Source organism: Desulfohalobium retbaense DSM 5692 (genome assembly GCF_000024325.1).
GTDB lineage: Bacteria > Desulfobacterota > Desulfovibrionia > Desulfovibrionales > Desulfohalobiaceae > Desulfohalobium > Desulfohalobium retbaense.
Genome location: NC_013223.1, coordinates 418,895 through 443,652, shown reverse-complemented (window position 1 = coordinate 443,652; position 24,758 = coordinate 418,895). Strand labels below are relative to the sequence as shown.

Here is a 24,758-nt window from a genome sequence, read left to right as displayed (position 1 = left end):
ACCGCACCCCGATCCCCGAATGCATCTCCATGCGACAACGCAGACCATCCCGCTGGATTGCCCGGCACCAAAGGCCTGCGCTGTGATGAACGCTCGGGCCAGGCAATGACGGAAACAGCGCCCGCAGAGATCGAAACCATGCCGCAGCCCAGCCCGCAAAGACCGTGTTTGCCCGAGTCACCCGTCAGCTAGGCGGCTCCCCATTTCGGCGAACATCTCGAACAACCATTGCCCGGCCTGTCCGACGACATCGTCGCGTTTCCACAACAGGTACAAAGGCGACGTGTGGACGCGATGCTCCAATTCCAGGGACAGCGCCACGATACTGCCGTCACCCGTGGCGTCCTGCAAAACCGGTTCCGGCAAAAACGCCCAGCCCACCCCCTTGCGAATCATCCCCAGCCCTGAGGCGTAACTCTCGGCGACCCACAAGCGGTGGCTAAAAGGCGTGATTTCACTGTGGCGCTGTTCGCCGCGGCTGGTGATGATGATCTGCCGCTCATCTTCAAGGTCCGAGACAGCGACCTGTTTCTTCGCGGCCAAAGGATGATGTGCTGCGACGGCTGCCTGAAACGGGATATATCCAAGCAGCTTGTATTTGACTGTGGGCTCGGGAATGCCTGTGCCGATCAAGAGCCCGATATCGGCGTGCCCCAGGGCGACAGCCCGATGGACATCAGTAAACAGCCCTTCGCTCACATCCATTTCCGTGGCCGGGAATTGGGCGGCAAATTCCGGCAACACTTCCAGCAAGGGGGACCGCAGGGCCTCGTCTATGGCCACGCGCACCCGGGTCTCGACATCGGCGGCAAAAGCGAGGGCCCTGTTTTGCAGCCTGGCACAGCGGTACAAAATCGTTTCCGCCTCCCGCAGCAAGACCTCGCCTTCAGACGTCAATTCCAGATATTTTCCGCTACGGTCGAACAGGGGCACCCCGAAATCGATCTCCAGATTGGCCACGCTCGTGCTCACCGCTGACTGGGCCTTGTTCAACTGCCGGCCGGCTTCGGAAAATGAGCCCGCCTTGGCCGCGGTCACAAAGCACTCCAATTGATCAAGACTGTATTCGACCATACTGCGCTCCCTCTCGCGCTCCCTGTCCAGGTTGACCTTTCGTATCTGCTCACGGCTCCCGGGGCCCGAAAGGGGATGCGTGCGGCACAACGCAGGCGATTTTCCTGGATTGCCCGGTATCAAGGGCATGTGCTGCACGCAACGCAAGGGGCCGGGCAATGACTGGCACAACGTCGCATGCAGCGATCATGCGCCGTCCCCCCCAGTGAGGAGAGACAATCTTTCCCCCGCACCTGATCCCTTTGGTGCGAGCAAAGCCAACTCTAGCGGAGCGGTTCAGCCCGTTCTCCATCGACCCTGCCGCGCCATGGCCGCAGCAGCTGTCGTCCTCCCTTGGACTTCATGCGCGGGCTCGGGGCTTCTGTCAAACAGCCCACCGCAGCGCCGCACCACCGCACCTATCAGAAATTTTGATAGCACCTCATTCGAATCCCGGTGGGCCGACTGGTAGAGGGGGCGTTGTCCCGGCGCCGATATCGGTGTCGCCCTGATTGGAGGAAAATTCCTTTTCTTCGCATTCAGACCACGTTCTTGCTCACCAAACCGTCCACGGCCTCGTCGGGCCGCATAAGGGAAACACTATGGCACTTTTGGAATGGCATTCGGAAAGCACCGCCCCCACCTGGCTCGCGCTTCTGGACCAGGCCCCGGAGAGTATCGGCATTGATCTGCCCGCGGTGCGCACGTACCGGCTGCAGCGGGTCCGGCAGGAAATGCAGCGCCACAACGTCCAGGCCCTGATCCTCTCTGATCCCGTGAATATCCGCTACGCCACCGGCGCGCGCAACATGCAGGTCTTTTCGGCCCGCAACGCCCCCTCGCGCTATCTTGTTCTCACGGCAAATCATTCCATCCTGTACGAATTCACCGGCTGCCTCCATCTCGGACGCGGATTCGAGACCATTGACGAGGTCCGTCCTTCGTCCACGGCGAGTTTTGTCGCCGCTGGCCCGGCCATTGCGGACAAGGAACGGGCCTGGGCCCAGAATATCCTGGCCACCCTGCGGGAATTGCTCGGCGGCGAACCGGAGACCTTGGGGCTGGAGCGCATGAACGCCGGCGTGGCCCTGGAAATAGCCCGGCAAGGCGTCCGCGTCAGCGACGCCCAGGAGCCCGTGGAACTGGCCCGGAGCATCAAATCCGACGAAGAGATCAAATGCATGATGGCCTCGTTGCAGGCCACGGAGATCGCCACCGGCCACCTCCGCGACTCCATACGCCCCGGGATCACCGAAAACGAACTCTGGTCGGTTTTGCACCAGAGTATCATCGCCTTAAACGGTGACTATGTCGAAACCCGGCTCTTGAACTCCGGCGAGCGCACCAACCCCTGGTTTCAGGAATCCTCGAACAAGGTCATCGGCCCCAACGAACTCATCGGGTTCGACACCGATGTGGTCGGCTGTCACGGCTATTATTCCGACTTCTCCCGCACCTTCCACTCCGGGCCGGACCAGCCCACCGAGACCCAGCGCACGCTCTACACAATGGCCTATGAGCAGATCCAGCACAATCTGGATATCATCCGCCCGGGCATGAGCTTTCGGGAATACGCGGACAAGGCCTGGGAAATCCCGGACCGCTATTTTGCGAACCGGTATTACCTCTCGGCGCACGGCGTGGGCATGACCGGAGAGTATCCGTATCTCTACCACCGGGCCGATTTCCCGGATGCCGGGTACGACGGGACCATTTTACCCAACATGACCCTCTGCGTGGAGTCGTATATCGGTGACGAGGGCGGCGGTGAGGGCGTCAAGCTCGAAGAGCAGCTCCTGGTGACGGAAAACGGCACCGAACTTTTGACCCATTATCCGTTTGAAGAAGATCTCTTGCGCTAGGACAAAAAGGGCGCGCAACGACGCGCAGGAGGTCGGCTCCGGCGCCAACCGAAAGAAGGGCGTGCGCCACACGCCCCTACAAGTGAAACCACAATGTTGTCCCTTGCCTCCACAGCGACCAGAGAGGCGGGCCTTGTACCCGCACTGGCAGAGACAATCAGGGCACGCGACGGCGCACAGGAAGTCAGCTCCGGCGCCAACCGAAAGAAGGGCGTGCGCCACACGCCCCTACAAGTGAAACCACAATGTTGCCCCTTGCCTCCACAGCGACCAGAGGGGCGCGCCTTGAACCCGCACTGGCAGAGACAATCAGGGCACGCAGCGGCGCGCAGGCACGAAGAAAAGCCCGACGGCAAGAGCACAGATGGCGGCAAGAGCCGCGTCACGAAGCAAAGAATAGTATTGTCTGTGTAGGGGCGTGTGGCGCACGCCCTTGTCTGCCTGCCCCGGTGTGTGGTTACCGCTTGAAAACGCACATGGTTGTGGCCTTCACGGCTCCCTCCCCCTTGCCAAGGGGGAGGGGAGCAAGAGGAAGCCGGTGTCGCGGATTTCGCGGCGTTTTTCATCGGGCTGGGCTAGAAGCAGAATGCGTCCGAAAGAAGGGCGTGCGCCACACGCCCCTACAAGTGAAACCACAATGTTGCCCTTGCCTCCACAGCGACCAGAGGGGCGCGCCTTGAACCCGCACTGGCAGAGACAATCAGGGCACGCAACGGCGCGCAGGCACGAAGAAAGGCCGGACGGCAATAACACAAAAGGCGGCAAGAGCCGCGTCACGAAGCAAAGAATAGTATTGTCTGTGTAGGGGCGTGTGGCGCACGCCCCCTCCAAGCGGGAACAAACTCGCAGCTCAAAGGGACATGATACCCATGATAAACATACCCTCGCCCACAACCGCCATTGGGGACGGTTTTACGATGACCCTGTATAAACGGGGGGCTGAGCGCTATGAAAAAACCCGCCATCCCCTGCATTTCGGGGTCTTCCATGAACTGCGCACCCCGGAGGCGACGCTCCACTTCAATCTGAACCACGAAATCCTCCGAGCCCAGGGTCACAGTGCCAACTGGCCCTCGGAATTGGAATGGCTCAAGCGCACCCGGGGCAACGACTGGGTTTACTACTCCACCGGCGGATACGCAGGCACGTACGAAACCATCGGCGAGAATCTGCTGACCGCGCCCATTTCCTTTCGCATCCCCACGCCCTATAACGAAGTGGTCAAAGCCACCGGGGAATACTATCTGCCCAATGTGACCTACCCCTCGAATGCGGTCCTCGGCCATGACCCCTTCGCCAATGCGGCAGTCCAAGACCTGATCGCCAACTGGCCGGCGATTGTGGAGCGCGTTTGGGCCACGGCCGGGGACCTGCCGGACGCGCATCAGGATGCGTTGCACCAAGTACGACAGAAGACGCCCGAGGCGTTGCAGGCCGCGGCTGAGCGATTTGCCGCAATCGCCGGCGGTCGTGTCAGCGTGTTGCCCCCGGACGCCCGCCATGTGGACTACAACATCCTGCCGCTGACAGTGGCGGACGGTTGCCGCTATAAATGCCGCTTTTGCACCATCAAAAACCGCAAACCCTTCGCCCCCCGCAGCCAAAAGGAGATCAGCGACCAGCTTGGCGCCCTGCGCGACTGCTGCGGCCAAGACCTGGTCAACACCAACGCGGTCTTTTTCGGCGAGCACGACGCCCTGAGCGCCCCGGCGGAGATACTGGAGTACGCCGCCGCGACCGCCCGGGAGACGCTCCAGCCTGAGACCTCCTTTATGCAGGACTGGAATTGCTTGTGCTTCGGCAGCGTCGATGGACTCCTGGAAGCCTCGGACAGGTTTTTCCACCGCCTCAACGCCCTGGGCGCGACCGTGTATATCAATATCGGCTTCGAATCCGCGGACCAGGAAACACTGGACACCATCGGCAAACCCCTGGGGGTGGAGCAGGTCGAAGCCGCTTTCGCCCGCATGCTGGATCTCAATGCGCGCTTTGCGAACATTGAGATCACCGGGAATTTCCTGATGGACGACCAACTGCCCTCAGGCCACTACCCCAGCTTTTTGCGCCTGGTGCGCGACTCCATTTCCGCCCCCAAAGGCAAGGGCACCATCTACCTCTCGCCGCTGATGCACTCCAACCCGAGTTCAAAAATGTTGTTCACCTTCAATCAGCTCAAAACCCTCAGCCGCCTTCCCACGTATCTCTATCTCATCCAGCGGCTGTGATTGCTCCGGGCCGTGTCAGCGACCTATCGGAATTCAAGATACGTCCTATCTTTGGGCCCTGTAGCCCCCGTGCTACTCCTGCAAACAGACTTCCCGCCCACTTCTGGGCCGGGAAAAAATCGCAAACCGTATCAAGGAGTCTTTGCATGAACAGATTGCAAAAAATGGTTACCCTTCTCATTGTCGGCATTGTCCTGGGATTATGCGCCCATCCGGCATCGGCCAAGGAGCAGACGCTGCGTATCGGCATGAACAATTGGGCTGAAAACGTCGCTGTTTCCAATATGTGGAAATTACTCCTGGAAGAGCGCGGCTACGACGTGGAACTCATGGATGTAGGCAATGCCGTGATGTACGGAGGCGTGGCCAGCGGCGATCTGGACATCGGGATGGAAGTCTGGCTGCCGACTGCGGACAAGCCGATGGTGGAGCGCTTCGGCGATCAGTTCGACATCCAGGAGCCGTGGTACAAAAACACGCGACTCGGGCTTGTTGTCCCTGCCTATGTGGATATCGACTCCATCGAGGACCTCAAGACCCAGGCCGAAGCCATCAACAACGAAATCTTCGGCATCGATTCCGGTTCCAGTCTGAACGCCCTGACCCGGGATGCGATCAAGGAATACGATCTGGACGTGGAATTTACCGAAAGCTCTGAACCGGCCATGCTGGGACGGCTGGACCAATCCTACCAGGCCCAGGAACCTGTGGTGGTCACCCTGTGGAATCCGCATTGGTCCTTTGCCGAGTATGATCTCAAGTATCTCGAGGATCCGGCCAATGTCTACGGCGAAGGGGACGATATCTTCTTCATCACCCGCGAAGGGTTTGCCGAGGATTTCGGGCCGGTGCTCGAATGGATGAACACCTGGTTCATGACCGATGCCCAGTTGAGTTCACTGATGAAAACCATCAAGGACACTGGGGACCCGGTCAAAGGGGCCTCCATGTGGATCGAGGACAACCAGAAACTGGTCGATTCCTGGTTTCAATAAGTCTCTGACTTCCCGAACAGGACCGGGGCTCCAGTCCCGGTCCTGTTTCCCCATATCCCCCATTCTTTCCCCTCCGCCTCTTGCCACCTGACATCAGGTGCTCTTCGCAGGCCTCTGCCCGGTGACGGCACAATCAAAAGCCGCGACTGTCGCGACCTCTCCAGTTGACGCTGCCGCTGATCGCGCGCAGGATTCGTCCTGGACATCTCTCCGTTCCACCTCCATTGACCTCCTTCCAAAGGACACCCCCATGGACGAATATCAACTTCTGCTGGACCTGCACAAAAACGCGGACCGTCAAGGCCCAGGCGGCGATGCAGAGACCTGGAAAGCCCTTGATCTGGCCCAGGTGGACACCTCAGCGCCCCTCCAAATCGCGGATATCGGCTGTGGCACAGGGGCTTCCACACTGCTGCTTACCCAACTCCCCAATGCCCGGATTACGGCCGTGGACCTTTTTCCCGAATTTCTCGACGAGTTGGAAAAACGGGCTGCACGCACCGGCGTTACAGACAAAATATCCACCCTGCCCTGCTCCATGGACAATCTCCCTTTCGACAACGAAACGTTTGACGTCCTCTGGTCCGAAGGCGCGATTTACAACATCGGTTTTACAAAGGGAATCCGCGACTGGCATCGCTTTCTCAAGCCGGGAGGGATTTTGGTTGTTTCAGAACTGACCTGGACCACGGGCGATCGCCCCTCAGAAATCCATACCTACTGGGCAGAAGAATACCCGGAAATAGAGACCGCTTCAGCAAAGATCGGTATTTTGGAAAACTACGGCTATGCGCCGATCGGCTACTTTGTCTTGCCCGAGCATTGCTGGTCGGCGAATTATTACCAGCCGATGCAAAACAGATTCAAGGAATTCCTGGACCGCAACGGCAACAGTGATGCGGCGCGAGCCATAGTGGAGGCTGAAAAGAAAGAAATCGCACTGTATGAGAGCTACAAAACGTACTACAGCTACGGCGTGTATATCGCCAGGAAGGTGGAGGGTCCCAACTGACCGCCCCCGGGAGGTGTTGCCTGCGGCAGCGCAGGCGGTTGTGCTGGATGGCCCGGTGCCGGGAGCAACCGCTGGACTGCAGGCGTGGGGCCATTCATCCAGTTCGTGCCGCCGCCCCTGAGTTGGGACGGTGACGGTGGACACGACTCGTTGCGAGCAGATACTGACACATGTTAGAGACACCGCAAAAAACTGGCCATTGCGAGCTATCCGTGGCATGTCTGCGGATACGTGGTGCCTCAAGGGAAATCTGCTTCCCCAATCGACTCAAAGCGAGGGAATTGATGCTGGTATTGTTGCGCAAGACGTTCTTGGGAGTTGTCCTTTCAGGCCTCGTCGCAGTGGCCGTGCTTGCTGCGCCCGTGCAGGCTGCCGACCAGGAGCAAGACACCCAGCCTGCGGCGTATGCGACCCTGGCCGATATTTTGGAAAACGAACAGGCCCGCAACAAACTCATCCAGGACTTGCGGGAGATGGCCGCCAAGCAGGGCGAGTCGGGTGCTGTCGGCGCGCCCCAGGCGGCAAGTCCGGAAAAACTCTCTCTGCCGCGGCGAATGGCGCATATCGTCAGCGGGTTTGCTGCCACCATCGGGACCCGTTTTGAGACCATCGCTGGCAACCTCAAGGGGATATTCGCGACAGCGCCGGGCGACAAAGCGCCTTTCGATTACAAGGCGCTGGGGCAGGCTGCCTTGAACCTGGGACTGGTCATCCTGACGGTCATTGCGGCCTTTTTTCTTTTCCGCCGTCTGGCCCATCCATTTTTTGCCCGCTTGAGTGCCTGGTCGCGGCAAGGATCAGGCAAAAGCGCCCTCTTACGGCTCACCGGCATTGTGGCTCTGGCGGCGGGCGGCGATGTGCTGGTCGTGGGACTGGCGTATGTGACCGGCAACCTTGTGGCCACCTTCGCGGTTGGTGAGAGCGGCGCGTTGAGCACCCAGGTTGCCTTGTTTTTAAACGCCTTCTTGCTCATTGAGCTGCTAAAGGCCGGCATACGAATGCTGTTTGCCTCGCGTTATGACGGCTTGCGCCTTTTGCCCCTGGCAGCAGAGCATGCCGCGTATTGGAACCGCTTTTTGGCCCGTCTGGCCGGGTTTGTGGGCTACGGCATGCTTTTCGTGGTCCCGCTGACGGCCCAGAACATGTCCAATGCAGCCGGCCAGGGCGTGGGGCTGCTGATCATGCTCGCGGCGTTTATCTACGCCACGACAATAGTGCTCCAAAACCGGGTCGCCGTCCGCGACGGGTTCAGCGCCCGGGCCGAGAAATTCAGCATGGGCACCTCGCAGGTCCTGCTGCGCATCGCGGCGCGAATCTGGCACCTGCTGGCCATCACCTATCTGGTGGTGGTTTTGCTGGTGACCCTGATCCGGCCCTCCGACGCCCTGCCCTTTGTGATGCTGGCCACCCTGAAATCCCTGATATTTATTGGTGCCGGTGTGCTCGTATCGGGCATTGTAGCCCAGTTTCTCGGCAAACGTGTCACCTTGTCCCCGGAACTGCGGCGCAAGCTTCCCCTGCTGGAGACCCGCTTGAACGCCTACGTACCGATTGTATTCAAGGTCGTGCGAACGATCATCATCCTCGTGGTCGGTCTATTTATCCTCGACGCGTGGGGGCTCTTTGATTTCTCAGGCTGGTACACCAGCGTAGCCGGACGGAATCTGATCGGCACCGGGGCCAATGTGGCGGTTATCCTGCTCTTTGCCCTCGGGGTCTGGATCGCTCTCGCCAGTCTGATCGAGCACCGCTTGAATCCGGATACCGGCACCGGGGCGCCCACGGCCCGGGCCAAGACCTTGCTGAGTCTGTTTCGCAATGCGGTGGCGATTACCATCACGACGATTACGGCGATGATCCTGCTTGCCGAAATCGGTATCAACATCGGGCCGCTGATCGCTGGTGCGGGGGTACTGGGGCTGGCCATCGGTTTCGGGGCCCAAAAACTGGTCCAGGATATTATCACCGGGGTGTTCATTCAGGTCGAAAACGCCATGAACACCGGAGATGTTGTCACCGCTGGGGGGATTACCGGCGTGGCCGAACGCTTGAGTATCCGCTCGGTTGGCTTGCGGGACCTCTCCGGCACCTACCATATCGTGCCGTTTTCTTCTGTGGACACGGTCTCCAATTTCATGCGCGATTTTGCCTTCCATGTCGGGGAATACGGCATCGCCTACCGTGAGGATATCGACGAGGCCGTGACCCATTTGCGCGCCGCCTTTGACGAACTCGCCGCAGATCCGGAATACGCGGACGCTCTTTTGGAACCGTTGGAAGTCTCCGGGGTCACAGCCCTGGCGGACAGTTCGGTGAACATCCGGGTACGGATCAAGACAACGCCGGGCATGCAATGGGGTGTCGGGCGCGCCTATAACCGTCTGGTCAAACGCCACTTCGACGCCGCAGGCATCGAGATCCCCTTCCCGCACACCACGATCTACTTCGGGGAAAACAAGGACGGCAGTGCCCCGGCCGCCAATCTGCGCATGGTCCAGGACGCACTTGAGCAAGAGGCGCAAGACACAGCACCGGGCGAAGCAAAAAACGAGAATGCAAAGTAAAGAAAGCGGCCTCCCCTCTTGGGGGAGGCCCTCACACACACTTAACACCGTGGGGCTATAAGGTTTCAGGGCCATCATCCCAACCACCCCTGGCCCCTCCTTGCCAAGGAGGGGAATGAAGAAAACCGAGGCTAGTTGCTCGATGAGCATTGAAAACCGTCCTGGGTGCCAAGGGTCGGAATCGAAGATTTAGCTTCAAATCAGACGCTTACAATTCCCCTCCTTAGCAAGGAGGGGCCAGGGGTGGTTGAATATTGACAACTACCTTAGGCCACGGTGGCAGGTATGTATAAAGACCAGCTTGCCAAGAAGGGGAATGAAGAAAACCGAGGCTATTTACTCAATGAGCATTGAAAAACGTCCTGATTGTCAACGGCCTGCTCAATTAGCCTCTTCAGACAAGGGGATCTTCGCAAGGCTCGGTTTGCGCGCTCGAGTAGACGCTCAATGCAGTCACGGTGACCAGAATCAGCGCCATTCCGAGGATTTGGGGGCCGGCCAGGTTTTCGTGCAAAACCACGACCCCGAATAACGAGGCGGTCACTGGTTCAACCATGGCCACGATGGAGGCCACGGAAGGCGCAGTATGGTGCAGGCCGACGATATAGAAAAGAAACGACAGCCCTGCGCCGAGCACCCCCAGCACCGCGAACCAGGGCCAACTCGGTGTACTGAGTACGGCCACGGTCTGTTCTGCATCACCCAGCCAGAAGAGAATGGCGGCAAGGGCCGCGAAGGCTATGACGAGAATTGCCTGGGGGCTGCCGTGCGGTGCGGCATACTTGAAGCCAAAGATAAATACCGCATAGGAAAGCCCGGACAGCAATCCGGCCCCGATGCCGACCAATGTGACGCTGCCCGCCCCTACGTCATACACACGGGTCAGCAGCACCACGCCGATCATGACCAGTCCGATGGCGGCCCACTTCGGCAGGGTCGGTTTTTCCAGCTTCAACGCAAAAGACACAAGGTACACGAACACCGGAGCGCAATACATAAGCGTTGCCGCCACCGCTACACTGCCCTCGGAAATGCTCACAAAATAAAAGGCGAAGTTCCCTGCCACGCCAAGACCGGCAATGGCGGACCAGGACCATAATCGGGGACTTTTCAATCCGCTTTGCATCGGGCGCAGGGCCAGCCAGCCACACACGAACAGCAACCCGATCGCCCCCCGGTAGAACGAGACCACGACCGGGTCCCAGCCTTCGGCCATAAGAACCCCGCCGATCCCGCCGGACAGGCCCCAGCAAAACGCAGCCAGGGCCACCAACGCCGCACTCAATTTTGACATCGTTTTTCCTTTTGCTCTCCTACAATCCCTCCGCCTGGAGAAACACATAAAAAGCATTCCACCCTGCGGAAAAATTGGCTTGGTTCCCATTTGGCTCTCAAACGATCTACAAACCACCCTGCATGATCGCAACCCCCTTGACCATCCATGCCAGCCCTGAATATGGGGTGCGATAATGACCCAACCCCAGATCAGGTGCCGCCTTGCTTCCCTGCAGGTATTTTAGGCAATGTGGGGAACCTGCTTACAGATACGGAACATCACAAGTTGGACACTCTCCGGTCGAGAAGCGACAATGTCCTTGAAATGGGCCGACAGTGAGGAGCTTGGAGCATACAATCGAAACACAATACGCCGGAATACATCCTCTTTTTCATCGCCCCCGGGTTCTCCATGATGGGACTGACCTCGGCAGTGGACCCCTTGCGGGTGGCGAACCGATTCGCCCCGGAAACCTTCTCCTGGGAGTTTGTCTCGGCCCGGGGAGGGGCGGTGACAGCGTCCAATCGCATGACCGTGCTGACCCGCTCTATCCAGCGCTCCCGGCACCAACCGGACTTAGTCCTAGTCTGCACCGGGTTTGATGTCGACGCCGCAGTGACACCAAACGTTCTGGAATGGCTGCGTAAACAGGCACAAAACTCTGTGCGGCTTGGCGGGATTGATACCGGGAGCGTCTTGCTGGCCCGTGCGGGGCTGCTCAAAAATCGGCGAGCGACAATCCACTGGGAAGCCCTGGCGGCTTTTCAGGAGGACTTTCTGGACGTCAACGCTGTGGATGACCTCTTTGTTCTCGACCGGGATTGCATGACCTGCTCCGGCGGCACGGCCGCCCTGGACATGATGCTGCAGCACATCGGGTTGCGGTACGGGGAAAGCCTGGCCAAGGATGTCTCAGAGCAGTTTTTGGTCGACCGCATCCGGGAACCGGGGCAGGGGCAACGGATGGACGCCACTGCCCGATTCGGCATCCACAGCCCGCCGCTGCGCAAGGCCGTCCAATGTATCGAACGCCACCTCGATGCGCCACTGACGCAACAGCAGCTTGCCGAGCATGTGGGCATATCTGTGCGCCATCTCCAACGCCTTTTCCAGGAACACCTCCAGACCACGCCAACAACCTTTGACCGCACGCTGCGACTGGAACGGGCGTGGCGGTTATTGCGCCAGACAGATTTGCCCGTTGTGGAGGTGGCTGTGGCCTGCGGATTTGCTTCAGCCAGCCACTTCGCCCGGGTCTTTCGCGAGCACTATAAACGTTCCCCGAAAAACGTCCGTTCGCCCACAGAACACCCTGTCTGAACACAACAAAACGTGCAGGGTGCGCGGGCTATCCTGTGACAGAACGAGACGGCATCGTGATCGCCCGGGCCACGTCCTGCGGGCGGGGAAGGCGGTCGTGTCGCTTTTGCAGTTGCTCCAGGGCATTCGCTGCAACTGGCTGAAACGGGGCGGTTCCTCCCGCCTGCGTATCCACATGCAGCACAAGGATCTCTTCCGTGGCCACCACTGTGCCGTCCGCTGCCCGGGCCATGGTGTGGAAAAGATGCGCTCGCTTGGCGTCATGCCCCACAAGCTGCGTCTGGACTTCCACCGCTTCTCCTTCCTGTACCTCGCGGACATACCGAATATGGGCTTCGACCGTATAGGCCGACACCTTGGCCTGCGAGCGGGTCTCGGCATCCAGCCCGATGGCATCCAGGAAGGCATCAGTGGCATGGCCAAAAATAAGGACGTAAAAGGCCTCGCTCATATGCCCGTTGTAATCGATCCATTCCGGCTGGACCCGGCTGTTATGAACAAGAGGCATAGGCGTCCTTTTGGGCTATGGGGTTGGTGGGCTGGATCTCCTGCAAGGCCTGCATGACCCGGATAAGGCATTCGTCGCGCTCCTGAACGACCTCGGCGATCGACCGTCCTGCTGTTTGGCGTTCGCAGCCCTGCACCATCCGTTCGCGCAGCGTGTCGCTGAGTTCCGGTGCTTCCAGCCTGGTCCAGGGTTCTTTCAGGGCCGGCTCAAAATGCTTCAACATATGCGCCATGCCTCCTTCCCCGCCAGCGAGATGGAAGGTCATGCACGGCCCGTGGAAAGCCCAGCGCAATCCAGGGCCATACACAATCGAGGCATCGATTTCTTCCGGCGTGGCCTCCCCTTCGGCCACCATGTGCAACGCCTCGCGCCACAGGGCTTCCTGCAAACGGTTGGCGATAAATCCCGGCAATTCGCGCTGCATGGCAATAACTTTCTTCTCGCACGCGGTATAGAAGGCCTCGGCCCAGCGAACGGTTTCCGGATCTGTCTTCTCACCGCCCACGACCTCGACAAAGGGAACGATATACGGCGGATTGAACGGATGGCCCACACAGGTCCGCGCCGCACTGCGGCAGGTCTTCTGCATATCGGTCATGGCGAAACCGGATGTGGAGGACAAGACCGGGACATCCCAGTCCAGGGCGGTATCGAGTTCCTGGTACAGGGCCTGCTTTTGCTCCAGATCTTCGGGAGCGTTTTCCTGGACCACCTCAGCCGCGTTGAGCGCCTCCAGGCTGGAGACCAATTCCAGATTCTCCAGACAGGCCCCGCAGGCAAGGCCTATGCGCTCCAGGGTCGGCCAGGTAGTTTTGGCGGTTTCCCGGAGGTGTTCCCCGGCCGCCTCTGAGGGGTCGTAGACCAGCACTTTTTTCCCCAACCGCAGAAAATGCAGGGCCCAGCCGCCGCCGATCACCCCGGCACCGATGATCCCCACTTTTTGAACCGCTTCAGGTGTCGTTCGCATTCGTCTATCCTTTATTGCTTGGAGTTTCCGGCATTGCCGGTAGGCTAGGCAAGCCCGAGGTGGTCGCGGGCCGCGTTTGCATCCAGCAACCGGCAGCCCATGGCTTCGAGCATGGTCCGGGCCTTGGTCACCAATTGGGCGTTCGTGGCCGGGACCCCTTTTTCCAGATAAATATTGTCTTCCAGCCCGACACGGACGTGACCGCCGAGCAGCGCAGATTGAGCGGCAAACGGCATCTGCATACGCCCGATCCCGAACGCGGCCCACTGGCTGCCTTGGGGCAGATTGTCCCGCATGCAGAGCATATTCATTGGCGTAGCCTCGGCTCCGAACGGGATGCCCATGCAGAGTTGAAACAGCGGGGGGTGATTGAGATACCCTTCGGTCAGCAGCGTTTTCGCCAGCCAGATGTGCCCCAATTCGAAGCACTCGATCTCAGGTTTGATCCCGGCCGAAGTGATGGCCTGGGCCATTTCCCGCAGTTGATCGGGGGTGGCGACGTACGCCGCGTCGGGGAAATTCAGACTCCCACAGTCCAACGTACAGATCTCCGGTTTGAGGTCGAGTACGTGGGCAACACGCTCGTGGGCCGTGGCCATGTCCGTTCCCGGACCGCCCTGAGCCGGATTTTCAGCATCAGGTGCAAAATCGCCGCCCATCCCGGCCGTGAGGTTGACGATGACCTCGCTGCCGCTGTCCTGGAGGCGCTGCATGACCTCGGCGTAGAGATCGTGTCTCCGGGCGGCCTGCTTGGTCTCCGGGTCCCGGACATGGATGTGCACCACAGCGGCTCCAGCTTCGTGGGCCTCCAGGGCGTCCGCAACAATCGCTTCGGGCGTGACCGGCACATGGGGATTTTTGGCGGTCGTATCGCCAGCACCGGTCAAAGCACAGGTAAGTATGACATCTTGACGCATGGGGGGTTCTCCTCGGTCCAGGCTGCGGGCCAGACGACCCGCAGCCTTCTGTATCACTATGTCGTGGCCCCACCTCGAAGAGGGGGGCGATCACGAACTCCAAATGTTACTTGAACGCCGCGCGGACAACTTTCAGGGCGGGCTCACCGTTGGCAGCACGGACACCTTCCAGCCACTGCCCCACCAGCCCATCAAGATTGGCCTTGATCCATTGTGGAGCCAGATCTTCAGGTTCTTTGTCTTGTTGGCGATACTCGTAGATCCACTGGCTCTGGACATCGGAAGGCACCTTGAGCTGTTCCAGAAACGCGTAGGCTTGGGGATTGGCTTCAGGGAGGTCGTTCGAGGTGATGGTGTAGACTACGCTGACCGAAGCCCCGATTTTTTCCGTCGCCGGGGTTTCGGATTGGAGGTAATGCAGATCCATGACCGCGTTCATCCAATGCGGCTCCCAACCCCAGAAAACGGCCCACCGTTTGTTCTCACTCAGGCTCTGCACCTGGGCCAGCATGGAAGCTGTGGACGAGGCGGCCAGTTCCCAATCGCCGAGCCCGGCGGCATTGGCATCGATGGCTTCCTGGATATCGTTGTTGGCCCCGGACCCGGATTCAATGCCGTAAATCGTACTCTCAAACTTGTCTTTGTGCGCCGCCAGATCTTCAATGGAAGTCACTCCGGCCTCGGCAACAAACGAGGGAACGACCAGGGCGGTCACAGCTTCTTCAATGTTGGCCCCGACACGAATGATCTCCCCTTTTTCCACCAGAGGATCAATCATGGGATCTTCTACCGGCGACCACCCACCGAGATAGGCGTTTAACTCGCCCAGGGTCATCGCCTTAAAAATGATCGAGGGCGAGGCCACCGTCTGCTCGACCTCATAGCCCATGGCCCGGATGAGTTGTGAGGCGACCTCGGATTTGACCGTTACCCCCGGCCAGGAAGGGACACCGAATTTGACCGGCCCGGAGGCCATGGCAGGCAGGGCAAGAAGAGAGAAGACCAGCACAGTGAAAAGAATCCGTCCGATAGAAAGCCGCTTGCTCATGAAAACTCCTTCGTTGTGGTTCAACGAGGCACAAGACAAAAAAAGCCTCAGCCCCGTCAGCAAGACAAGCGGCAACCTACGGGGAGACCAAGCACCCTGCCTGCCTGAAAACGACATTTTTAGACGGATTTACGACATGCGGCTGAAAGAGAACTTGGCAGGTGGGGGATGGAGAGAAAGATGGTGGCATTGGTACACCTCTTGAGCTTTGATGATTGAAATGCTAGGTTTACTGCTAAGAACCCAGGCTCCACACTGACAAAGCCTGATTATTGACAATGGACTGACAAAGCCAAACCCGTCGTGAGGCGAGGACGGAAAGCCACGGGTCTCAATGAGACAGCCGGGTTGCCGGATGGGTCCTTGCAGGTCGCCAGGAAGCACTTTTTCCAAAATGCTTCGCAGGCGGTTCGTTTCACTCATCGCCAATCCCCCCGCACGTCTCCTTACCTCTCCTGGCTTTATCTATCTCGTCTTTTCACCTGGCACCGCTGTATACGGCAATCTCTATTGATTAAGGACCTTGGACCTCCTCAAGCCTAGAGAACAGGTCGATTATTTTTTCCGCCTGAGGGGTCACCATGGCGATCGACCCCATCGTGTTGAATACTTTCCGGATCAAAACAGGCCTTCAGTAAAATATACGAAGAAAGTACCACCAGAAAACCAAAGGGAGGGTTATGGGGCTCAAAAATCAAAACTTACAAATCAAAATTGTTGGCCTGGGCTGCTTGGCTGTTGTGGTAAGTGTGGGCTTGATCCTGGGCATACTTTCCTACCAGGGAAGGGGCCTAGAAAAAGACATGGCCAAAGAAGTTGACCATATGGCCGAGCGGGAGCTTGGGCATATTGCTGAGGACATTCGGCACATGGTCGAAGCTCAAAATGAGTCGGTACAACAAAAGGTTGAGTCCGATCTCCGCGTAGCCAGCCATCTGTTGGAGCAACAGGGGGGGATCTATACCGCAACTCAAACCGAAACCGTTTCCTGGCAAGCAGTTAATCAGTATACGGGCCAGTCCAAAACGATGGATCTGCCCAAAATGCTCATGGGATCAAACTGGCTCGGCAAGGTTCGGGCAATGGACAAAACAGCCCCACTGGTCGACCAAGTGCAAGATCTCGTGGGAGGAACTTGCACGGTGTTCCAGCGCATGAACGAAGCTGGTGACATGCTCCGGGTGGCTACCAATGTGGAAAAGAAAAACGGGGACCGGGCCATCGGGACGTACATCCCGGCCACCAATCCTGACGGCCAGCCGAACCCGGTTATTTCCACTGTCATGCAGGGGCAGACCTTTTACGGACGGGCGTATGTGGTTAATGCTTGGTACATCACCGCCTACAAACCGATCCGCGATCAACGTGGTGAAATTACCGGCATCCTGTATGTTGGAGTCAAACAGGAGAATGTGGAGTCCCTAAGAAAAGGAATTGAATCCAAACAGATAGGAAATGAGGGTTACGCTTTTGTCCTCGGAGGCAGTGGGGATTATAAAGGACAATACATTGTCTCAAATGACGGGCAGAGAGACGGGGAAAACATCCTCGACGCGCAAACCGAGGACGGAACCTACTTCGTCCAGGAAATGATCGAAAAAGCGAAGCAGGCCCAAGGAGAAACTGTCTTCTATTCGTATCCTTGGAACGGGCAAAAGAAAACGGCAGCCTTAACCTATTACGAACCCTGGGATTGGGTAATCGGGGCCAGCGTCTACAACAGCTTTTACAATTCCATTGAAAACCGCATCGTTGATTCCGTGCGGAGCATGACCATTACGACAATCATTTTTGGCGTAGGTTTGATTCTTGTAATGATCGCAATAGCCTATCTCCTGGCACGGTCCATTGTCAGACCGATCAAGACGATTTCCCAACAGCTTTTCGCTGGCTCTGAACAAACAGCCAACGCCTCCGATGAAATCGCCTCGTCCAGCCAACGACTTGCCGAGGGGGCCAATGAACAAGCATCCAGCCTTGAAGAAACAAGCTCATCCCTGGAAGAACTCTCATCCCAAACCAAACAAAACGCTGAAAACGCCTCCCAAGCCGACCAATACACACAAGAGGTCAATCAGGTCATCCAGGACGGAGTAGGCTCAATGGAGCAGATGGAGACCACCATCGGATCCATTAAAGAGTCCTCTGAGCAGACGTCCAAAATAATGAAAACAATTGACGATATTGCCTTCCAAACCAATCTGCTTGCCCTGAATGCTGCTGTAGAGGCGGCCAGAGCAGGCGAGGCCGGCAAAGGCTTTGCCGTAGTTGCTGAAGAAGTCCGCAGTCTGGCACAGAGATCTGCAGAGGCGGCAAGGAACACGTCAAGCATCATCGAGGACGCTCAAGCCAACGCGGATCAAGGGGTCCAGGTTGCCGCAGAGGTATCCCAAAACCTGAGCCGTATACAGGAAACCGCAAAACAGGTCGGCATCCTCGTCTCCGAGATCGCTGCCGCCAGCAAAGAGCAATCTGAGGGCATTGAGCAAATCAATACAGCGGTGTCTGAAATGGACAAGGTTGTGCAGCAAAACGCCTCTGATTCAGAAGAAACCGCTTCTGCCTCCGAAGAACTCTCTGCTCAGGCTGAGGAACTGGAAAAGGCTGTGCGAAATTTGATGGTGATTATCGAAGGCGGGCAGGACGCTTTGGACCAGAAAGGCCCAACTGCTGATCAAAATCAAGACAGGCAAGATTGGGGCCGCGCCTCTACTCACAAGCAGGCACAGAGTGGCCTCCAGTCTTCCGGAAAGGCTTTGATGTCCGGAAAAGAAAAGTAAGGTCTCATGCGATCTTGATGGAGGCTTTTGAAGGCAGGGGGGCAATCCCCCTGCCTTTTTTGGTTCTCTGACGGATCCTATGGATTTTTGGAGTTTGCCGTCTGAAATTCCGGTTCCTCACACAAATCTGTGCATAGTTTGAGGTTCAGGAAGCCCGCCCATGCAATGGTACAGATTCCGGATGTAGTTCTTGGCTGACCTGAACCCGTATGCTCTGTGACTAATGACCTTAGCCTTATTGTTGAGGCCTTCCACCGAGCCATTGCTGATGGGCATATCGAAATAACTGAGAATATTTTCTTCTTTGCGGCGCAGCATCCAAGCAAAATTTCGCATTGGCTTCAGCCTGGAATACGTCGCCCACCAGAACCACTTGTCGAGGAAATCTTTGGCTGAAGCTCTGCACTCATACGACCAGAACTGGCGAAATGATTCCTTGAGTAAATACGCCCTGTTGATTTTGAGATTGAGTTTTTCCAGTGCACTCAACCGAGATGCCTGCTTGTCAGTCAGGTTCCACGGGTTCTTGAGCCAGATATATCGGGTGTCTTTAACCAGATCCTTGTGCTTTTGGCCCTTTTCCCGGATCTCGTCTCTACGGACCTGGTCAACGGCTTCATTGAGATGCCGAACAATGTGGAATTTGTCGAAGACCATCGCCGCTTTCGGGGCTTTGTCTTGAATGACCTGGATATACGGATCCCACATGTCGCAACAGACCCCTTCAAGCTTATTGGTCTTGTTAGGGCCAAGCGAGGTGAAGATGTTGGTGATTGTTGCCTTTGTTCGTTTTTCCCCGCTCCATACGAGTCTGGATGTATTCAGGTCGTAAACATTGGTTAGGTATACTTGGCCCTTTTCTCGGGAGATTTCGTCAATCCCAATGTGCGTCAGATTCGAGAGGTCTTGATGGGCCAGGCCATATTCGACCATCTGGTCTACAGCAGCGGCTACGGTGCCCCAAGAGCAACCAAAAAGCTGCGCCATATGTTTCCAGGGCAATAGCCTGGCCCACGAAGCCAGGAAGTGGGCAAAAGCCGTTGTGAACCGATGCTTGCCAGTGCTCCAGGGAAAGTACTCTACCTTGATGCCGCAATGCCTGCACCGAACTCTGCGGGGACTGTACCGGAGCCATACAGGGATTCCCCAAAGAGGAACATGGCGAAAATAGCGGTTTGTAAGGGTATCCCGATACTTGGCAGCGCTGCCGCAGCGGCTGCAAAAGAGCAGATGACGCCGGTCCGGGGCTATATCTACGGTGATCCCGCTCGTATCACCTTGAACTCGACCGACACGAAATCCTTGAATATCCAGCGTCAATTTGGTTAACTGGGACACGAGCATGAGTTCCTCCTGGGTGGTAGGTTTGTGTGGCAACTACCTAACTACCCGAGAGGGCTCATGCTTTTCAAGTTTTGGGCCTTAAGTCAGGCACAGATTTGTGTGAGGAACCGGATAAAAATGAGCGTGGTCCCAATATGGTCCAAAATCGCTACAGGGGGCGGAAAACGCAAAAAACCGGCGAACTTGCCTGCTCACAAGTTGCCGGTTTTCTTGAATCTTTTTGGTCGGGACGGCAGGATTTGAACCTGCGACCCCCTGAACCCCATTCAGGTGCGCTTCCAGACTGCGCCACGTCCCGATGTCTTGAGAAGCAAGTCTTTATCGCTGACACGTCCGACTGTCAAGCACAAATCCCGGCCAGTGATCTGTGATCAGTGCAGAATCTGAGCCTTAAAAAGGGAGCCTTACGACCACTGAGCCCCCCAGGTGCAAACTCACCGCCACCGTTATTCGTTGGAAAACGCAAGACAGTGGCCGGTCCCATACAGCCGTTTTCGTGGCCGCCCCTCAGCGACCGCCTTTTCAAACCCCTTTCTGCCGGATCAGTTCCGCCAGATCCGCCACACGGCAAGAATAGCCCCATTCGTTGTCGTACCAGGCCATAACCTTGATCCAATTACCGTCGCGAACCGAAGTGAAGGCCGGATCCACTATCGAGGACCGGGGATCCATGACAAAATCCGAGGAAACCAGTGGTTCATGGTTGTAGCCCAGTATGCCCTCCAACTCTCCGTTGGCCGCCGCCTGCAGCGTGGCGTTGAGTTCTTCCGTGGTCGTGGCACGATCCACCCAGGCGGTGAAATCGACCACCGAAACCGTGGGCACCGGCACCCGCATAGCGTAGCCGTCGATCTTGCCTTCCAGTTCCGGGATGACCTGCCCCACCAGTTTGGCCGCGCCGGTGGTCGTCGGGATGATATTCTGCCCGGCAGCACGGGCGCGCCGGGGGTCCTTGTGCGGCAAATCCAGGATACGTTGGTCGTTGGTGTAGGCGTGCACCGTGCACATGGAGCCGATGCGGATGCCGAAATTCTGCTGAAGGACCCAGGCCACCGGAGCCAGACAGTTTGTGGTGCATGAAGCGTTGGACAGGATCTGATCACTCTGCGGCTGGTAGGTCGCCTCGTTGACGCCCAGGACAATAGTCCGGTCCACCTCTTTGCCCGGGGCAGTGATCAGGACCTTCTTCGCGCCGGCTTCCAGATGAGCTCTGGCCTGCGGCCCGGTGCGAAATATTCCTGTGGACTCGATAACCACGTCCACGCCCATATCCGCCCAGGGAATTCGCTTGGGATCGGTGTAGTCAAAATTGTGGATGGACCAGTCCCCGATGGTCATCACATCGCCGTCGACATCGACCGATTCCGGAAACCGGCCGTAGGTGGAATCGTGCCGGAACAGATTCGCGTTTTGCTGGGCGTCAAAAAGATCGTTGATCGCGACAACCTGGACCGTCTGCGGATAATTCAGCCGCAACGCCTTGAGTACTTGCCGTCCTATACGGCCGAAACCGTTGATGCCGATTCTGAGCTTGGTCATAGACACACCTCGTCTCAGTCCTCAAAGAGCTGATAGGTATAGCGGTTCAGGAGTTCGTGCTCGTAGCGAACCTTGTCGTAGGCAAGGGAATTGTGGATCGCCAAAGCGCACAAGTCGGCCATGGCATTCAAAAATTCGACCTCGTCGCTGGTGAAATCGCGCTCCGTACTCGAATACACGCGCAGGACGCCGATAACCTCCCGGCCCTGGAGGTGCAGCGGCACCGCCATCACCGAAGCGATTCCTTCTGCCTGGGCCTCCTTGGAATATTGAAACCGGGTGTCCGTACAGGCGTTGCAGACATAGACGTTCTGCCCCTGCAGGACCTCCTGGTCCAAAACGCTCTTGGCCACTTCAACCTTGCCCTTGCGCAGATAGGCCTGGCTGAGACCGGCACTGGCCCCGGCCAGAAGGTATTTGCGATCCTCGCTCAACAACCGGATGCTGCAGGCCTTGACTCCCATGGCCCAGCGCGCTTTGTCCGCGACCTGGGAAAGGACGGTTTTGGGATCAAGGCTGGAATTGACCGCCTTGACGACCTCGTACAATGTCCGAAAATAGCTCATCGACTGTTCGTGTTGCATCACCGGATCTCCTTGGCGTGGTTGCTGAATACATTTTGACCACTTCTTCATACGAACCGCTTACCCAATCTTTGTGGGCGCTTCTTTGATGTACGATTGCGTTGTTGATGCATTTCTCACCCGCCGCGTATGCAGCCAGTTCCGGTCACACTCACAAGAACAGCGGCTCCAGGTCAACGGGGAAACAAAAAACTGAGCGTCTTGCGCAATCGGCTTGTCAGTCCGAGGCAGACAGCGCATATTCAGACCGCAGAAGACAACACAACCGACATTCCCAAGGCAGACACACATGCAACTCGACCAGAACCTCTATGACATCTTTCAGGACAAGGCCCGACAGACCACCATCACGACCCTCAATCTCGGGCTGGCCTACACGGCTGTGGTGACCTCAGACGGTGGGATCGGGGTGGCCCACACCTGCCTGGAGCAAAGCGGACCGTGCGGCCTGGCCCATGAAAACCGGATCTACGAAGGCCACTGCGCCGCAGACCTGTTGCCCTGCATTCTGGAGGCTGATCCCCTTAAACGCAGCATGGCGCTGGCTCTGATTAACGCCCTCAACCATTCAGCGGCGGTGGCGCTCCCTGAAGACACGACCACTCGCCTGTTCGAGCACCTGAAAATCGGTCACGGAACCCGGGTCGCCATGGTCGGCTATTTCGGACCGCTCATGCCTGTTTTCCAAGAAAAGGGCGCGGTGGTGGAAGCCATCGATCGAGGCCGGGCCATCGGCGACCCCGCGGCCTTCCAGGCCAAATTGCATGACTGGGCCGATGTCCTGCTTTTGACCTCGACCTCCATTCTCAATCAGAGCACCGAAGAAATCCTGGGCCACACATCGGACACGGTCCGAACAGTGATTTTAGGACCAAGCACTCCAATGGTCCCCGACGCTTTTGCTTCCTTGCCAGTCAACCTCCTGGCTGGAACGGTTCCCCTGGACAGTAAGGGAGTCCTGCAATGCATCCGTCACGGCGCAGGGACCCGGTCCATCCACAAATTCAGCCGCAAGGCCTTTACAGAGCTTGGCTGAACAGGAACAAAACAAGATTTTTTCTATAACGGAGGAACAAGGCACCCCGCCGGGGAAAACCCCGGAGGGGTGCCTTGTTCCTCCGTAGACGCGGTACCGTGCGCTCAGAAACCTCAAAACGAGGTGATACTCAAAACCCCATACGCTATGAGATAAATGGCAATAATAGAGTTCAGCAGTTTGGGAAAGATCAAAACGAGGACTCCGGCGGTTATTGCCAGAAGCGGCTGAAGCTCAATATGCAGATCCATAGTTCTCCTTTGATCGCTCACAGATTCTGTCTGCGCTAAGAATCAATTTCTCCGTATGTAGCTGGAATGGTAGCAGGACCCCTTGAGTTGGCACGCAAAGCATCACTCCTCAGCTTCCTGTTCAATGGCTTCTCCGGTAGCTTCCAGATCTTCACCCATACCTTCAATAGTATTACAGCCGATTGTCGAGAAAAAAAGAACCACGGTTACACAGATAATCCCGAGTACTGGCACGATCCTCTTCATATACTCTCCTGACCATCTTGCCGACTATTTTTTGAAATGCTGCCTGGCGTTTTTATACGCCTCAGACAAGGCTTCCCAGGCCTGCTCCGCTCCACGTTGGAGTTCTGAAAACGCCGCCTCGCCGGAATGGGCCATTTCTTCAATGGTTTTACGCAACTCGTCGCGCTTTTTCTTGAACCGGTGTATCTCAGCTTCATATTTTTCCCGGTTCTCCATCTCAGCCAGCTTGGCCTGGACTTCCAATTCGTCAATTTTGGCATTCCACTTATCCAGTTGCTGTTTGAGCTCCTGAATATGTTCGTCTCTGGATTTCATAGGCCTCTCATCTTTCAGGTTGAAGAATTTTTGAAAAGGGAGGGCTTTTTTATACGCCTCGCGCCCCCTCTGATGTCCCAGTTCACCGCCCCCATCCCGCGTAAATGGCGTACGTCGGCAACACAGGGAATCCTGCTGTGGATTGCCCGGTAGCAAAAGCCTGCGCTGTACTGGACATATGGGGCCGGGCAATGACGGAACACGCTCCGCCGCTGGGATGTATCGAGGCCGTGCCGCATCACATGAGCGGATACGCTTTGTTTAGTTTTCCGACGTCGAGGACTGCAAATCCTCATAGGACTGTTTGAGGTCTTCCATGGCCTGACTGGACTCTTTTTTCAGCTCCTGCCACGTATCATTGCCGGCATCCTGAAGCTGCTCCAACTTCGCCTGGAGATTCTGGCGCTGCTCTTTCAAGGCCGCGAGCTGTTCCTCCATACCTTCCTGGGCGTCTTGGCCCATAGCTTCCACTTTGCTCTCCAACTGGGCGATATCCTGTTTGAGAGCATCGAGCTGCTGACGAATTTGCTCTTCAAAATCCGCCTTTTTCTCAGAGGCGTAATCCTGAACCGCTTCCACTGCTTCCTTGGTTTCCTTTTTAACATCTTCAGCCCCTGTCTTTTCAGTGCTATCCCCTCCGCAGCTAACAAGAAAAAACAACAGGCTAAGACCCACCACACCGATACTTAATCGCGGTAATTCCATTGTCCATCCTTCTAGGGGTGCCACTGTGAAAAAAGAGACCGACTCCACACCGGCGGCGGCCATCGCAAAGCGCTTTCCAAGCGTTTCGAGCAAGGGGGGCGCCCCAAATCCCTGCATGCGATGTCTACTGTTCCCGATTGTGTATACAAACACATTCCGCTACTTCTCACAAGCTCGAAATTGGGTTCGAATGCCCTGGACAAAAATTCAA

General features: G+C 57.3%; 21 protein-coding genes, 1 tRNA gene and 1 riboswitch. Of the genes, 8 read left to right on the top strand and 14 right to left on the bottom strand.

The window, feature by feature from the left end; translation table 11 throughout:
* Positions 1-177: 177 nt before the first annotated feature.
* Positions 178-1,074: a LysR family transcriptional regulator gene (locus tag DRET_RS01755; RefSeq protein ID WP_015750816.1), complete on the bottom strand. Its 897-nt coding sequence runs from the start codon at positions 1,072-1,074 to the stop codon at positions 178-180.
* 581 nt (positions 1,075-1,655) lie between these two features.
* Here DRET_RS01755 and DRET_RS01750 point away from each other — a divergent pair.
* The 5 genes from DRET_RS01750 (at position 1,656) to ybiO (ending at position 9,711) form a co-directional block, all read left to right on the top strand.
* Positions 1,656-2,915, top strand: coding sequence for a M24 family metallopeptidase (locus tag DRET_RS01750; protein ID WP_015750815.1), 1,260 nt, complete (start codon positions 1,656-1,658; stop codon positions 2,913-2,915).
* A gap of 869 nt (positions 2,916-3,784) precedes the next feature.
* The gene (locus tag DRET_RS01745) at positions 3,785-5,140 is read left to right on the top strand and encodes a radical SAM protein (RefSeq protein WP_041281822.1); all 1,356 of its coding nucleotides are present in this window, start codon (positions 3,785-3,787) and stop codon (positions 5,138-5,140) included.
* 146 nt (positions 5,141-5,286) lie between these two features.
* Positions 5,287-6,135, top strand: a complete 849-nt coding sequence (locus DRET_RS01740; protein WP_015750812.1) for a glycine betaine ABC transporter substrate-binding protein — start codon at positions 5,287-5,289, stop codon at positions 6,133-6,135.
* A 250-nt stretch (positions 6,136-6,385) separates the two neighbouring features.
* Positions 6,386-7,147, top strand: coding sequence for a class I SAM-dependent methyltransferase (locus DRET_RS01735; protein WP_015750811.1), 762 nt, complete (start codon positions 6,386-6,388; stop codon positions 7,145-7,147).
* 284 nt (positions 7,148-7,431) lie between these two features.
* The gene (ybiO, locus tag DRET_RS01730; RefSeq protein ID WP_015750810.1) at positions 7,432-9,711 is read left to right on the top strand and encodes a mechanosensitive channel protein; all 2,280 of its coding nucleotides are present in this window, start codon (positions 7,432-7,434) and stop codon (positions 9,709-9,711) included.
* Between the two features lie 394 nt (positions 9,712-10,105).
* Here the strand turns inward: ybiO and DRET_RS01725 are convergent, their stop codons facing one another.
* The gene (locus DRET_RS01725; protein WP_015750809.1) at positions 10,106-11,005 is read right to left on the bottom strand and encodes a DMT family transporter; all 900 of its coding nucleotides are present in this window, start codon (positions 11,003-11,005) and stop codon (positions 10,106-10,108) included.
* Between the two features lie 333 nt (positions 11,006-11,338).
* On the opposite strand from DRET_RS01725, the gene DRET_RS01720 reads away from it, so the two are divergent.
* Complete coding sequence (locus DRET_RS01720) at positions 11,339-12,307, top strand: GlxA family transcriptional regulator (RefSeq protein ID WP_015750808.1); 969 nt, start codon at positions 11,339-11,341, stop codon at positions 12,305-12,307.
* Between the two features lie 28 nt (positions 12,308-12,335).
* Here DRET_RS01720 and DRET_RS01715 read toward each other — a convergent pair whose 3' ends face one another.
* From DRET_RS01715 to DRET_RS01700, 4 genes are all read right to left on the bottom strand, one after another.
* On the bottom strand, positions 12,336-12,815 hold the full coding sequence (locus DRET_RS01715; protein WP_015750807.1) for a thioesterase family protein: 480 nt from the start codon (positions 12,813-12,815) through the stop codon (positions 12,336-12,338).
* Positions 12,799-13,782 carry a 3-hydroxyacyl-CoA dehydrogenase NAD-binding domain-containing protein gene (locus DRET_RS01710; protein ID WP_015750806.1) on the bottom strand — a complete coding sequence of 328 codons (984 nt, stop codon included), beginning with the start codon at positions 13,780-13,782 and terminating at the stop codon, positions 12,799-12,801. Before DRET_RS01710 ends, DRET_RS01715 begins: the two co-directional genes overlap by 17 nt.
* Positions 13,783-13,826: 44 nt before the next feature.
* Positions 13,827-14,699, bottom strand: a complete 873-nt coding sequence (locus DRET_RS01705) for a beta-keto acid cleavage family enzyme (protein ID WP_015750805.1) — start codon at positions 14,697-14,699, stop codon at positions 13,827-13,829.
* Between the two features lie 106 nt (positions 14,700-14,805).
* Positions 14,806-15,747, bottom strand: coding sequence for an ABC transporter substrate-binding protein (locus DRET_RS01700; RefSeq protein ID WP_015750804.1), 942 nt, complete (start codon positions 15,745-15,747; stop codon positions 14,806-14,808).
* 281 nt (positions 15,748-16,028) lie between these two features.
* Positions 16,029-16,103: riboswitch (cyclic di-GMP riboswitch) on the top strand.
* Positions 16,104-16,427: 324 nt separating this feature from the next.
* Here DRET_RS01700 and DRET_RS01695 point away from each other — a divergent pair.
* Positions 16,428-18,527, top strand: a complete 2,100-nt coding sequence (locus tag DRET_RS01695; protein WP_015750803.1) for a methyl-accepting chemotaxis protein — start codon at positions 16,428-16,430, stop codon at positions 18,525-18,527.
* A gap of 117 nt (positions 18,528-18,644) precedes the next feature.
* Here DRET_RS01695 and DRET_RS01690 read toward each other — a convergent pair whose 3' ends face one another.
* From DRET_RS01690 to DRET_RS01675, 4 genes are all read right to left on the bottom strand, one after another.
* A complete protein-coding gene (locus DRET_RS01690; protein WP_015750802.1) occupies positions 18,645-19,871 on the bottom strand; it encodes an ISL3 family transposase in 1,227 nt (408 codons plus the stop codon).
* A 221-nt stretch (positions 19,872-20,092) separates the two neighbouring features.
* Positions 20,093-20,169: transfer RNA gene (locus tag DRET_RS01685), tRNA-Pro, on the bottom strand.
* A gap of 224 nt (positions 20,170-20,393) precedes the next feature.
* Entirely contained in the window at positions 20,394-21,410 is a 1,017-nt protein-coding gene (gene gap / locus DRET_RS01680; RefSeq protein WP_015750801.1) for a type I glyceraldehyde-3-phosphate dehydrogenase, read from the bottom strand.
* A 14-nt stretch (positions 21,411-21,424) separates the two neighbouring features.
* Positions 21,425-21,994 carry a GAF domain-containing protein gene (locus DRET_RS01675; protein WP_015750800.1) on the bottom strand — a complete coding sequence of 190 codons (570 nt, stop codon included), beginning with the start codon at positions 21,992-21,994 and terminating at the stop codon, positions 21,425-21,427.
* A 289-nt stretch (positions 21,995-22,283) separates the two neighbouring features.
* Between DRET_RS01675 and DRET_RS01670 the strand changes: the two genes are divergently transcribed.
* Positions 22,284-23,030: a DUF364 domain-containing protein gene (locus DRET_RS01670; RefSeq protein ID WP_015750799.1), complete on the top strand. Its 747-nt coding sequence runs from the start codon at positions 22,284-22,286 to the stop codon at positions 23,028-23,030.
* Positions 23,031-23,143: 113 nt separating this feature from the next.
* Here DRET_RS01670 and DRET_RS13215 read toward each other — a convergent pair whose 3' ends face one another.
* From DRET_RS13215 to DRET_RS01660, 4 genes are all read right to left on the bottom strand, one after another.
* Positions 23,144-23,281, bottom strand: coding sequence for a DUF3096 domain-containing protein (locus tag DRET_RS13215; RefSeq protein WP_015750798.1), 138 nt, complete (start codon positions 23,279-23,281; stop codon positions 23,144-23,146).
* 102 nt (positions 23,282-23,383) lie between these two features.
* Positions 23,384-23,527, bottom strand: a complete 144-nt coding sequence (locus DRET_RS13210; protein WP_015750797.1) for an entericidin A/B family lipoprotein — start codon at positions 23,525-23,527, stop codon at positions 23,384-23,386.
* A 24-nt stretch (positions 23,528-23,551) separates the two neighbouring features.
* The gene (locus DRET_RS01665; RefSeq protein WP_015750796.1) at positions 23,552-23,842 is read right to left on the bottom strand and encodes a sll1863 family stress response protein; all 291 of its coding nucleotides are present in this window, start codon (positions 23,840-23,842) and stop codon (positions 23,552-23,554) included.
* Positions 23,843-24,103: 261 nt separating this feature from the next.
* Positions 24,104-24,547 (bottom strand): sll1863 family stress response protein, encoded by a 444-nt coding sequence (locus DRET_RS01660; RefSeq protein WP_041281819.1) that lies wholly within the window; start codon positions 24,545-24,547, stop codon positions 24,104-24,106.
* Positions 24,548-24,758: the final 211 nt, after the last annotated feature.